This window comes from Paenibacillus sp. CF384 (genome assembly GCF_900106745.1).
Classification (GTDB): domain Bacteria; phylum Bacillota; class Bacilli; order Paenibacillales; family Paenibacillaceae; genus Paenibacillus_Z.
Window position 1 is genome coordinate 111,070 of record NZ_FNNV01000001.1, and the last position, 13,265, is coordinate 124,334.

The 13,265-nt window shown below is 49.6% G+C and carries 8 protein-coding genes; all 8 read left to right on the top strand.

The window, feature by feature from the left end:
* The first annotated feature begins 48 nt into the window (after nucleotides 1-48).
* Nucleotides 49-1,680 carry a response regulator gene (locus tag BLW29_RS00535; protein WP_090975385.1) on the top strand — a complete coding sequence of 544 codons (1,632 nt, stop codon included), beginning with the start codon at nucleotides 49-51 and terminating at the stop codon, nucleotides 1,678-1,680.
* Complete coding sequence (locus BLW29_RS00540) at nucleotides 1,667-3,487, top strand: cache domain-containing sensor histidine kinase (RefSeq protein ID WP_090975386.1); 1,821 nt, start codon at nucleotides 1,667-1,669, stop codon at nucleotides 3,485-3,487. The genes BLW29_RS00535 and BLW29_RS00540 overlap by 14 nt, the downstream gene beginning before the upstream one ends.
* A 151-nt stretch (nucleotides 3,488-3,638) precedes the next feature.
* Nucleotides 3,639-4,541 (top strand): ABC transporter permease subunit, encoded by a 903-nt coding sequence (locus BLW29_RS00545; RefSeq protein ID WP_090975387.1) that lies wholly within the window; start codon nucleotides 3,639-3,641, stop codon nucleotides 4,539-4,541.
* A complete protein-coding gene (locus BLW29_RS00550; protein WP_090975388.1) occupies nucleotides 4,538-5,437 on the top strand; it encodes a carbohydrate ABC transporter permease in 900 nt (299 codons plus the stop codon). The genes BLW29_RS00545 and BLW29_RS00550 overlap by 4 nt, the downstream gene beginning before the upstream one ends.
* A 74-nt stretch (nucleotides 5,438-5,511) precedes the next feature.
* Entirely contained in the window at nucleotides 5,512-7,368 is a 1,857-nt protein-coding gene (locus BLW29_RS00555) for a type 2 periplasmic-binding domain-containing protein (protein WP_090975389.1), read from the top strand.
* 73 nt (nucleotides 7,369-7,441) lie between these two features.
* Entirely contained in the window at nucleotides 7,442-9,430 is a 1,989-nt protein-coding gene (locus BLW29_RS00560; protein WP_090975390.1) for a hypothetical protein, read from the top strand.
* Between the two features lie 17 nt (nucleotides 9,431-9,447).
* On the top strand, nucleotides 9,448-11,583 hold the full coding sequence (locus BLW29_RS00565; protein WP_177186413.1) for an alpha-galactosidase: 2,136 nt from the start codon (nucleotides 9,448-9,450) through the stop codon (nucleotides 11,581-11,583).
* 16 nt (nucleotides 11,584-11,599) lie between these two features.
* Nucleotides 11,600-13,264: an SGNH/GDSL hydrolase family protein gene (locus BLW29_RS00570; protein ID WP_090975392.1), complete on the top strand. Its 1,665-nt coding sequence runs from the start codon at nucleotides 11,600-11,602 to the stop codon at nucleotides 13,262-13,264.
* The last annotated feature ends 1 nt before the right edge of the window (nucleotide 13,265 follow it).

Consider the following 13,265-nt stretch of genomic DNA (forward strand, 5'->3'; position numbering starts at 1 on the left):
TGGGATTGAACCAAGGGGAATCTATTCGGGGAACGGAGGTTACCGATCATGATTAAAGTCATCATCGTCGAAGACGAGATGCTGGTTCGAATCGGACTGAAAAACTCGATCGACTGGGCGAAGCTGGGCATGGAAGTGATCGCCGACCTCTCTAACGGTCAAGCAGCCTGGGAGTATTACAATCAGGTTAAGCCTGACTTAATTCTGACCGATATCCGGATGCCAAACATGGACGGAATGGAACTGATCTCGCTCATCCGGGAGAATGACTCCAAGACGAAGATCATCATATTGACCGCTTACGAGGAGTTCGACTTGGCCAAGAAAGCGATACGTTTCGGCGTCACCGACTATATTCTCAAGTTTAAAATGTCCATCGACGAGATGGAGTCCGTGCTGCGGAAAGTACAGAGTGAGCTGCAATTGGAAAGCAACCGCTCTTCGGCGGATCAACAAGACCGCCAGCTCTTGGATCGGACAAGCCTTAAAGAAACCGCGATGAAAGATTATTTGTCTTACGGCCGTTACTCGGATGCAGAATTTGCCGCAATTACGAAGAAACTGAACTTCCGGTTCCAGCCGGAGCGGCTTCTGCTCTGTGTCATGGCGATCGACAACTTCGAACGCATGGAGAAGAAATTCCACGACAACCATGGCAATTTAATTCGCTTCAGCATTCTGAACATCGTCAGTGAGCTGCTCTCCGGTTACGACCGCGGAGAAGTCATCTACGAGAAAGACGCGAAGTATATTCTGGTTTTCAGCTTTCACGACGTTGTCAGCGAGCAACGGATATATCAGCAGCTGCAAGATATTCTCTCGCATATCGGCAATGTAATCAAAACGTACCTTAACACGTCCGTCACATTCGGAATCAGCACGATTCAAACCGGGTTCTCGGCACTGAGGCAATTATACCAAGAAGGCGCAGGTGCATTGGAGCAGCGTTTCATTCTGAGCGGCGAACGGTTTATACGTTGGGAAATGGCTAGATCGCACTCGCTTTCGAGCATCGTCGGAATGAAGCTCGAGAAGATGCTGGGAGAATCGAAGCCATTCAACGACAGGCATGCCAAAGAAATCGAAGCGGGTACTCAGGCACTCGTTCGTCTCGATCGGATCGGCAAATTGGACGTGCAAATCATGTTGATCAGGTGGATTCATTGGCCAACCGCGAATTTGAACGCTCCTTCCGACGACATTTCCGCCATGGCGCTCGATTATGCCGGGCAAATTCATCACAGTGCGACGCTCGACGAGAGTATAGAGGTTTTTAGGCGGTACTTGCACGATATCTTGAACTATAACGAGAAGAAGAAATATATGAGCAAAGAAATCGCGGAGGCGATCAAATATATTCGGAATCATTACGACGAGGAACTGTCACTTCAACAGATCGCCGATCACGTTCAGCTGAATCCCAGCTACCTAAGCCGGCTGTTCAAGAAAGAACTGCAAATGAGCTACGTCGAGTATTTGAACTATTATCGGATCGACATGGCGAAAAACCTGCTGCTCAACACACGACTGAAATCGTACGAAATCGCCCAAAAAACCGGTTATTGGGACGACAGTTATTTTAGCCGCACCTTCAAAAAAATGACAGGCATGAGACCTCACGAATTCAGAAGGCAGTGGCTCGCGGACAGCAGGGAGGATAAAGAGGATGGCCATCTATAATCGGAACAAAAGGGTTTCGCTCGCGAATCAATTGGTTCTTTCATTTCTTGTTATCTTCCTCATCATCTTCTCCCTTAGTTCGCTCTTCGCCTATTTGAGAATTCTGGCTATATTGAAGAATAACGCCAAAGAGACTACGCTGCGGCAGTTTAAGCAATACGATTATAACCTCACGTCCTTTGCGAGCGAAGTGGATCAATTATCCCGGATGCTCGTCCTCGATTCCGAGTTGTACGATTTGATTAATTACAAGAGCAAGTCCGAATTGGACCGAGCCCTTCAGGTCGGACTCGCATTTCGCAATTTCACGCAAAATCTTACGGACTATAAATATATCAAAGAAATCAGCTTCTTCGGGGATGACGGCTTCGCCATCCGAACGACCGCACAAAGCAATGAAATCCTTGTCGATCCTAAGGATAAGGTTAACGAGTTCTATCGATCCCAAATCTACGAGCAGGCGGTATCCGGTGCACAGAAGCTTGTTTGGTTAGGAGGCTTTACGGACAAGAATTTCGAGATAACGGAAGGACTTACTGCGACTCCAGAAGCTGCAAAGCCCGTTGCTTATATCTCTGCGGCTCGCAGCTTCTTCTCGAATAATGAAGCTGGAACACTGGTCATCAACTTGGACATGAAGTATTTCACCGATATTTATAATCATGCGAATGACATCAGCAGCAACGAGCTCTATCTAGTCGACGATAGGGGGAGAATCGTATCCAATAGCAACGAAGCGAGTATAGGCGAATCGGGGATGGCTCCCCTACAAACGAACGCATCCGCGGCCAGCGGAAATAAATTTTCCAGCGAAGAACGAAGCGGCAAGCAAATCATGTCGTACCGAATCGATAGCTTAGGTTGGGAATTAGTCAATGAGATACCGGTAAGCGTTTTCACGAGTGATGCGCTTACTTTACGAACAATCGTACTGACGATGTTCGTTTTCAGTTTGGCATCGGCGGCCGTTATTTCGAGATTCTGGATCCTCAAGGTCACGAAGCCGCTCAACAGCTTGACCAATGTCGTCCGCAAGATGGGACAAGGGAATTTGGGACTTACGCTGGATGTAGAGATGAGGAACGAACTCGGAATCTTGATCACGCAATTCAACAAAATGTCGAAGAACATATTTGATTTGATGGAGCAGAAGGAGACCATTCAGGAAGAGAAACGGATGATCGAGATCGGAGCGCTGCAATCCCAGATCAATCCCCATTTCTTCTATAACTCTCTGAATACGATCAAATGGATGGCCATCATGGCCAAAGCAGACAATATCGTGGAGAGCATAACGACCTTGGGCGATTACTTGCAGCCGATGTTCAGCAAAGGCATGTACTGCACCATTCAAGAGGAAATCGATTATATCGAAAACTATACCAAGATTATGAACTATCGTATGGCTGGCGGAATTAAAGTCGAGCACCACGTTCCCGTTGAAATACGGGAATGCCAGATCCTTCGTTTCCTGCTGCAGCCTCTGGTCGAGAACGCGATTACACATGGGTTAAAGAATCGAAGCGGCGGTATCATCGAAATAACGGCGGAAGAGCGCGGTAGCGAAATTGTATGGAGCATCCGGGATAACGGGGAGGGCATGACCGAAGCCAGGCTTCAGGAAGTGAGGAGATCACTCGTCAATTGGGATGGTGAAGATCGGAACGAGCAGAAAGGAATCGGGTTGTATAACACGAACCGCAGGCTGCAGCTTCACTTCGGCGATCATTATAGGATTCATATCGAAAGCAGACCGCATGAGGGGACCGAATTGAAGTTTGCCATCCCAAAAGTCCAAAAACCGTAAGAAAAGTACAATTTTTATCGGAAGCATGCGTCATACTTTTGGCGAAGCTCCGGATTGTTCTAGATTTCGCCGAAATGTCCATGTTTTTCGGATCGTCCCTTTTCTATAATGAGTCCATAGACCAAATCTATGAGGCAAGGAGAAATATCCAATGACCTTTAAGAGAAATAGAACGGGATGGAGATATTTCTTAATCGCCATGCCATTCATGATTTACGTCGTCGCTTTCTACTTCGTCCCGTTATTCGGTTGGATTTATTCCTTCTATAACTATAATCCGGCGCTCAGCTTCTCGCAGCTGCCATACGTAGGCTTGGATAACTTTCTTAAAATCTACAACGAATGGAGCGAGATCTATCGGGTTCTCAAAAACACGTTAGCGATGAGTTTTCTTTCGATCTTGGTTACGCCGCTGCCTCTGATAGCAGCCATCATGCTAAACGAAGTCAAACATGGTAAATACAAGCGATTTATTCAGACCGTAACTACGCTGCCGAATTTCATTAGCTGGATTGTCGTATTCGCGTTAACGTTCGCGGTCTTCTCGAACGAAGGACTGTATTATACCTTATTGCGAAATTTGCATCTCGACGTACCTGTTATAGGAATTATGGGCAATAATGGCGCGACATGGTTCTTCCAGTTGGGGCTTTCGGTGTGGAAAAGTATAGGATGGACCATGATCATCTATATTGCAGCCATAGCGGGTATCGACAACGAACAATACGAAGCGGCCCGTATTGACGGCGCGGGGAAATTCGGATTAATGCGCCATATCACGATTCCGGGGCTGGCTCCAACCTTCTTCGTCCTCCTACTGCTGCAAATCAGCAATTTGCTGAATAATGGATTTGATCAATATTTCGTTTTTTATAACTCGCTCGTCGCGGATAAGATCGAAGTTCTGGACTTCTATATCTACAAAGTAGGCTGGCTGATCAGCGATTACTCTTACGCTACCGTGCTAGGAATGGTGAAGTCACTGCTGGGTATCGCGCTGTTGTTCGCGGTCAATTATCTCTCCAAGAAAACGAAGGGAGAGTCGATCCTATGATTAGAAATCAACAGAGCTCCTTTGCGGAACGATTATTCGATTGGTTCAACTACATATTCATGGCTTTGTTTTCCTTCGTTTGCATCTATCCGTTCTATTACGTTCTGATATACTCGATCAGCGATCCGAGACTTGCATCCAAGGGCATCTATTTCTTTCCTGCTGATTTCGATATTGACAGTTATATCAAGGTACTTAGCCTGAATACGATTCCGCATGCCTTCCTGGTCTCCGTGGAGAAGACGGTTATCTTCACCGTCTTGTGCGTCTACTTCTCGGCGATGTTTGCCTATCTCTTCACGAAACGCGTTATGCCCCTTCGCAAAACCATGTATCGCATCGTGATTTCATCGATGTATCTGAATTCGGGCTTGATCCCGTGGTACATTACGATGAAAACATACGGATTGCGAGATTCCTTCCTACTCTATGTCCTGCCTGGAATCATTAACGCCTTCTATATCATTCTGATTAAAACCTATATTGAACAAATGCCCGCTTCGCTTGAAGAGTCAGCGGAAATCGATGGCGCAGGTTTTCTGACGATCTTCAATCGGATCATCTTCCCCTTGTCTAAACCAATAGTCGCGACAGTTGCCGTCTACGCCTCTGTAGGCTGCTGGAATACATGGATCGATAATTACCTGCTCGTCGATAACGAGAAACTGCAGACAATTCAGGTCATCCTATTCGCCTATTTGAACGAAGCACAAGGCATGGCGACGGATCTGACCACAATGGTGACGAACGCGAATTCAGGCCGTCAGCTCCAGCTTTCGCCGGAAACGATCAAAATGAGCATCACCGTCATATCGGTGCTTCCGATCATTCTCGTCTACCCCTTCTTGCAGAAGAATTTCATCAAAGGCATCATGCTTGGAGCAGTAAAAGGTTGAAGTAGATATGATGGTTTTTCTAGGGGACCATGTATCGATAGATGCACTCTTACGATGAAGAGGGAGGGTATTCCATGTCAATCTTGCGAAAAAGAAAGAGTCTGATTGCGATCGTGCTTACTATGACGCTTCTGCTGGTATCGGCCTGTTCCGGTAACAAAGAAGAAAACAACACCTCATCGTCCACAACTACCGATTCCACCAATAAGGCAAATACGAACAATGGAACCGACTCTTCCAATGCTAACAACGCACCAGCTGCGAACGATGCCTCAAACACATCTACAAGCACAACTACGGATTCGGATTATCCCGTCCTCCCCAGAGACCCGATCACTTTAAGAGTGTTTATCGGGGGAGCGGATACCGACAAGGGGATATGGAACACGACAATCGCCCAGGAGATTCAGAAAAAGCTCGGCATCACGCTTGATTTCATCACCGGCGACGACGTGAAAGCAAAAACGATGATCGCCGGCGGCGACTTGCCTGACGTCGTCATGACGGTCGGATCGGTTTCTGCATTGGTCAATTCCATGATTCAAGGCGGTCAGGTCATTCCACTGGACGACTTGATCGATAAATACGGTCCGAACATTAAGAAGTACACGCCAGGCGCTCTGGAGATCATGAAGAAAGTGGCAAGCAATAACACGGATAAGGTGTATTTCCTGCCGGTTCGGGTGAGCAAAGCCAACGATGCGAGCATGGCCAAAGACGGTTTCGTCGGATTTTATACGAGATGGGATTTGTACAAAGGAATCGGCGCTCCGGTCATGAATAATGAAGACGATTTTCTGAAGGTCAATAAAGACATGCAAGATAAGTATCCAACGACCAAGGACGGCAAGAAAACATATGCCTTCTCCGCATGGGGAGGAGAGCTGTTCCCTTACATTATTTCGTACCCTCACGCGCTGGGATGGAGCAACTGGCTCTCGGATACCTCTTTGAATGCGACGACCGGCGATGTTTCATACAATTTCACCGAGAAAGACGGCGTGTTCTGGAAGGGCATCAAGTTCTTCAATAAGGCTTATCGCATGGGTATCTTCGATCCCGAGGGCATCACGCAGAAGATCGACCAGTATATCGCCAAGATCAACTCCGGTCAAGTGTTCAACTCCGCTGCTAGCTTTTGGATGGGCGGTAACGAATTAATAAAGAACACGGGCAACGATAACGCGCAATTGCTGCAATTACCTGGTCCGTTCCCTGGCTACCTGTATTTGTATCCGATCGAGAATCCGGGCGGCAATAGTTTATCGCCTGCCCATGCGATTACGAAAACCAATAAATACCCTGAACGCACAATGGAATTGTTTAATTTCTTAAGTGGAACGGAAGGCGGGAGGCTGCTGTATACCGGTGTCAAAGGCGTCGATTGGGACGTCGTGGACGGGAAACCGAAGCTGATCGGCAAGATGGCGAATCCTTCTGATCCGGGCTACTCCGACTATCTGAAGAGCGTAGGAACGGTGAAGCTGAATCGGTTGGCCGGCCTGATCGAGAGCTACCCGGCCGAAGACGGATATCCGCTTGACTTGAAAATCAACATCGATCCGGCAACCGTTACGAAAGCCGAGAAGGAACTTGCCCAGCAGTTCGGAGCTGATTTGTATCCGGGACAGGTGTACGACAAGCTGGTGAAAGAGGGCAAAGGCATCGTGAACACGACCTACTTCCCGTTCACCGCGTTCGTCAAGCAGCCTTCCGAAGCAACGGCGCAAACGCTCGTCAAGGCGGAACAATATTTCATGGCGAACGTCGCGAAATATATTATGGCCAAGGACGATGGAGCCTTCGATGCCGCGCAGCAGAAAGCCATCGATGATTTCAACGCGATGGGCGTGGACAAAGCGTATGCCGAGTTCCGCCAGCTGATCGAAGACGCGAAAGAATTTGCGAAAACGATCAAATTGGACCAATAATCGAACCGGTTATCTTGAAGAGGGACTGCCTTATAGAGGGTCCCTTTTCTAGTAAAGAGAAGGTGGCTGCCAGATGAAATTGTCGTTTCGCATCGGTGTTTCCCGTTATGAAAGAGAAGATCAGTTTCAAGAGCTGCTAACCTTCTTGCTGCGGCATCGAAATTGCGTGGATGAGCTGACCTTGTTTACGGAGTATTGGCATTACGGGTATTACCCGTTGGGCGAATTCGCTAAGCGATGCGACATTCTGAAGAACCGTATGGAACGCCTTCGTTTCCATGGCTTCCGAAATGTAGGCATGAATATGCTTAGCACGCTTGGCCATATGCCCGAAGCCTGGGATTGGCTGCCCGAACTGCCACATCAAGGTGCGGTCGGGTGGGACGGGAAGGTCTCCACGTGCTCCTTCTGTCCGAATTCCGCGGAGTTCCGCACGTATATTGGCCATAAATATACGATGGCCGCTTTGGCGCAACCGGCGTTTATTTGGCTTGACGATGACCTGCGCATGTTCGGAATCGGGGTGGACTATGCCTGCTTCTGCGATACGTGCATCGGGATCTATAACGATGGACATCAGACCGCATATACGAGAGAAGAGCTAGTAGGCGTATTAAATTCCCCGGAAGGCAAGACGCACAGGGAACATTGGGTCCAGCAAAATATCGCTACCATCGAAAGTTTACTCCAACATATCGCGGAAACCGTTCGTAAGGTAGATCCACGAATCGAGCTCGGGTTAATGACGGTCAGCCTTAATATCTCTACTTATACAGGCGCTGATTACGAGAAGTGGTTCTCGGCGCTACGTTCCACGAAGGGCAGACCGGGAGGCGGATTCTTCGATGACGCGAAGCCGTTCGGATTAATCCGCAAGGCTCACGAAGTCAATCGCCAAATCGCGCATTATCCCGAGGCAGTGAAGGACATTCAATACGAGTTGGAAAACTTCCCCTATCACCGGCTGTCCAAGTCCGTACATATCGCGATGCTGGAATGCACGGTTTCCATCGCTTCCGGTACCAATGGCGTCGCTTTTAACGCGTTGAAGGGTGAAGAGGGTTCGCTTGCGGAATTCCACGAGATCATGGACGCGATCGAAGCGAATAAACCGTTATGGACAGCGATGGATCGAATCGCCGGAAACTATGTAAATGCAGGGCTGTACCCGGCATTGTCTCCCTTATACGAGGCTCGCCGAAACGTCAATAGCGGAGGTTGGTTCGAGCCTATTTCCGTCGATAATGCGCCGAACGTATATGTGCTTAGCGAGATCGGCATTCCGCTCAGCATGGACGGAGATCGGTCTTGCACGACCGTTCTGAGCGGCACGATGGCGGAGGGCTATACGACCGAGGAATTACTGGCGATGCTGAGCCGCGGCGTGTTGATGGACGGTAAAACCGTGGAAATTCTGACCGCGCAAGGTTTAGGAGACTATTGCGGCGTAGCTATCGACAGGAAGTACGACAACGGGGTTTATGAACGATTTTCCTCCGATCCAATGAATAACGGGTTTGCTTACGACAATAGGGATGCCCGCAATTCATTGAGCAAGGAACAAGGGTATGTGCTTAAACCGCTCTACGACGAAGTAAGAGTTCTCAGCCGTTTAATCAGCTATACAAACGAAGATGTTGGGCCGACATCGACGATCTACGAGAATGCACTGGGAGGCAGAGTCGCCGTTCAAGGATACGTTCCTTGGCAATTGATCCACTCCGGGGTCAAACGAACGCAGCTCTTGCGGATTTGCGATTGGCTATGGAATGAGAGGCTCCCCGTTGTTATCGATCGCTGTCTAAAGGTCGTTCCTTTCTTCAAACAAGCGGAGGATGGAAGCGGTTGGCTTCTTCTGCTGTTGAACGGATCTTTCGACGAAACAGGTTCCTTCGAAACGAAGCTGCGAATCGGAGATGCCAAGGGAGTTATCTATGAACTATTAGCGGACGGAAGCAGCGTTCCTGTGGCAGGCGCGGCATTCGAGAGCTCCAAAGGCGAAGTTGTTCTGAAGCCGGACAATATTGGGAGCTGGAAATTCAGAATATTCTATCAAATGTAAGAGGGGAGATGTCGACATTGCCTGTTCAATCGAACGTCATATTCGCGGATCTAGCGAAGAAACGCTTCCAGTACGTATCGGATCTCTCCATTTATACGGAGACGCTCGTAGACGGCAGGCTGCTCGTAGCAGGGTTTCAGGATAACGGCATTACCATCTATGAGTTAAGCGATTTGTTGGATAAGCCGTCGTTCGATCTCATCATAGACGGTGAGTCTCTCTATTTCGGTTGGGAGTTTGCAGACTTCGTCTCTATGGAGGACGACATAGGAAACGTACATGGAACGTTAACGCTGACAAATACGATAAAACCGATCGCACTGAAAATCACCACGAGCTGCTGCGGATTCGGTTTTTTCAAACGGGCCATCGAAATCACGAATCTCTCGGAAGAAGCGACGATTGGACTTACGAGCATGACCCCTATGAAGGGCTGCATTTGGAACATCACGGACAATCTGGCCGATAATTTGAGAGATGCTTCGGTTAGTCCCTACTCCGTCGGGCGTTTCAAAGATTTGTACTGGTCGCACGAAGGGAACTTTGATTGGCAGGATATTCCCGTCAACACCGGCGTTTTCTTCCAGTCGACGTTCGGCATGAGCGGGCATAGCAGCCCGTTCTTCGTCCTGCGCAACAATATGAACGGCGGCTACTTCGTGTGCCAGATGGGCTGGTCGGCCAACTGGAAAACGGCTTTCTTCGCAGATTACTTCAACGATGGGCGGCTGCCCATGAAAGTGAATTTGAATTTCGAGATTATGCCTGTTACGCCTGCTCCTGCCAGACTCATTGCACCAGGGGAAACGCTTCATGCGCCTGTCGTGCATTTCGGCATGAGCCATGCGGATTTGGATACGGCGATTCAGGGCTTGCATGCGCATCTTCGAAAGTCGGTCCTGCGGAAAGTCGGCGACGGTTTGCAGCCGGTTATCTATAATCAGTCAGGCTATATGCAGCCGGGATATAAACAGCCGAAGATGAGCGAGGAAGGGCTGAAGCGGGAAGCGGATATCGCGGCGGCATTAGGCGCGGAGCTCCTGATGGTTGATGCAGGCTGGTACGGCGAGAACGGCCAAGAGGGCACGGATTGGGGAAATACGACGGGAGATTGGTATCCCGCGGACGGCCTGCCGAATGATCTGTTCCCAGTCTTCGATTATGCGCGATCTATTGGCTTGAAGGTCGGATTGTGGGTCGAAGTGGAAACTGCGGGCTCTAAATCGAAGCTTGCCGAAGCGCATCCGGACTGGTTCCTTCATAAGTACGGCAGCAAGTTCGATCGTGTCCTCGATTTGGCGAAACCGCAGGTCAGAGCCTTTGTGGAATCAGAAATCATCCGGCTCGTGGAGACATACAAGTTGGATATGTTCCGCCTGGATTACAATTCAAGCTCTAACGACGGCGGCTTTAATGTCGAGGACGGCCGGCACGAGAATACGCATTGGAAGCATGTGGAAGCCATTTACGATATTTTCGAGCGCGTGGGCAAAAGGTTCCCGAACCTGCAGCTGGAGAATTGCGCTAGCGGGGGAGGGCGGACGGATGTCGGCATCGTCAGTCGGTTCACGACAACCTGGGTTTCCGATTGGTTTAAGATGCCGCGCACGGTTCGCATTCTGAACGGCATGAGTATGGCGCTGCCGCCCGAGTATGTGAACCGATCGACGGGAATCGAAAGCGCGTATGCCGGCAATTTGGATACCCAAATGCATGTAATTATCATGGGACATCCGACGTTGTTCGGGATTACGCCCTCCTTGGAGCAAGCGAATCCGGCCATTATGGATACGACCCGGAAGTATATCGAAATCTACAAATCATTTATTCGGACGTTTCATCGAACGGCGAAAGTGTATCATCATACCCCGGTCATCCCCGGAGCCGACGGCAGCGGTTGGGCAGCGCTTGAGTATGTATCGGAAGACAGGAAGAAAGCCGTCGTAGCGGTTTTTCGGCTCATGAACACGGAGGATAACGTCTATACCTTGAAGTTCAGAGGTCTGAATAAGAAGGTGAGCTACCGCGTGGTCGTAGAACCGGAAGGAACCGAATTCTCGCTCCAAGGCTATGCTTTGTCGAGGGATGGGCTCGAAATCAGAATGGATACAGCTTTAACCTCGCAGCTGATCATGCTGACGGAAACGGATTAAGTCGGGAGGATTGACGATGAAACCGTGCTATTCGGGACTTGCTGTTGTATCCTCCAAGCCTGCTTCTCTGAACGTTATCGTGGAGCCTGGGTGGATGAATACGGGAATCAGGATGGTCGAACTGATAGAGCCCGTTATGGTTTCGATTCGCGAGGCCGGCCAGAGATCGTTAGTCGATCAAATCTATCGCATGCAAGGCGAAGGTACCTCTTCTCCAAGCGGATGGAACGGAGAGGACATTCGCGGCAGCGGTGGAATGCCCTATCAACGCATGGTACCGGGATCCTTGCACGTGTATTCGAAGGACAGAAACAGACGTTATCTCGCGGAAACGGACTATACGCACGATAGTTATTGGGGATCCATCAAGCGTCATCCGCAAGGGGGATTTGATGCGGGTGAGGAGCTGTCGCTGGATTATGCGGTTTGGTTATGCCGCTACGATGCCATCGTGCTGTTAGAGGATGGAACGATTAGAGTCTTCGAAGGCGATTGTGAGGCGCCGGAATCGCGCGAGCTATTGTTGCCAGAGCCGCCGGAGGTTCGAGAAGGTTATGTGCTTGCGCATGTGTTTACAGGCTGGGGACAAAACCGCGTATATGGCGGCGGGAGTGTCGTTTCGAATGCGGAACATCGCTTCGCATCCGTTTCACAGACGGTTCCGCGGCTGATCGGCCGTTACGAGGACATGGAGGAACGCGAATACGTGATCGAAGTGTCGGCGGTCGCAGACGAGGAGGGTTACGGGCGAAGCTATCAAGCGCGAATAGCCGCGTCAGGCGCTGATTACGGCATGAACGATAGCTTGACAGCGGATACGTGGCGATGGACGGAACACGTACCGATGACGCGCGATCGGAATTTGCCGTTGTTGCTCCAAACCGCCTATCGTTTCCCGGTGAGTTGGGGGCTTGAGCTCGATTTTTCACCTCTATGGCTGGAAGAAGATGGTGACCCATCGGGTACATTCTACGTTCAAGCTTACCCGGAAATGATTTTCGACCGGAGAACGGCTTTGAACGGCAGCGAACCGCTGACATGCATGCCTTTGGAACAACGCGAGCATTTGGATGGTTTTAGGGAGAAGCTGGCTGCGGGTACACCTGTGAGAATTGCTTTTTTCGGTGCAAGCAACGCACGCTCAGGCTTATGGCCCTCTCAGGTGATCAAGGGCTTGAGGGAAGCCTATCCGCAAACGAAGATCTCAACTTCTTCCATTACGTATGGGGGAGAAGAGATGCGACATGGCCGACATCGCTTTCGCGGAGAAGTCGTGCCGGTCGCGGCAGACTTGATCATCATCGAGTATTTTATCAATGATGTTTGCCATGGCAATCCGGAGGAAACGGAAGTCGCTGCTCGTTATATCCTGCAAAGCATTAGGGACGAGAACATCCCTTGCATGCTGCTTACGAACAACGGAGCCAATCCGCTGTTTTCGAGGTATGCGTCATCTGCAAACTTCCAAAAGTATCATGACCTGTACAGGAGTTTAGCAGCCGAATACGGAGTCGCTTTCGTCGGCGGATATTCCTATTTCCGAAATTTGCACGAATATGGAAAGTATTTCATAACCGAGCTGAAAGGCAACATGATCAACCATCCCTATGGATTCGCCGATCGGAACTGGGGACAATTCGACCCGGTAATCAGTACCGCCATTCTGAGAATGATCCTATAAA

What these genes read in the sequence shown, in the direction of transcription:
- BLW29_RS00570 (WP_090975392.1), top strand. Translation starts at nt 11,600, where the DNA reads ATGAAACCGTGCTATTCGGGACTTGCTGTTGTATCCTCCAAGCCTGCT.
- BLW29_RS00560 (WP_090975390.1), top strand. Translation starts at nt 7,442, where the DNA reads ATGAAATTGTCGTTTCGCATCGGTGTTTCCCGTTATGAAAGAGAAGAT.
- BLW29_RS00545 (WP_090975387.1), top strand. Translation starts at nt 3,639, where the DNA reads ATGACCTTTAAGAGAAATAGAACGGGATGGAGATATTTCTTAATCGCC.
- BLW29_RS00555 (WP_090975389.1), top strand. Translation starts at nt 5,512, where the DNA reads ATGTCAATCTTGCGAAAAAGAAAGAGTCTGATTGCGATCGTGCTTACT.
- BLW29_RS00535 (WP_090975385.1), top strand. Translation starts at nt 49, where the DNA reads ATGATTAAAGTCATCATCGTCGAAGACGAGATGCTGGTTCGAATCGGA.
- BLW29_RS00540 (WP_090975386.1), top strand. Translation starts at nt 1,667, where the DNA reads ATGGCCATCTATAATCGGAACAAAAGGGTTTCGCTCGCGAATCAATTG.
- BLW29_RS00550 (WP_090975388.1), top strand. Translation starts at nt 4,538, where the DNA reads ATGATTAGAAATCAACAGAGCTCCTTTGCGGAACGATTATTCGATTGG.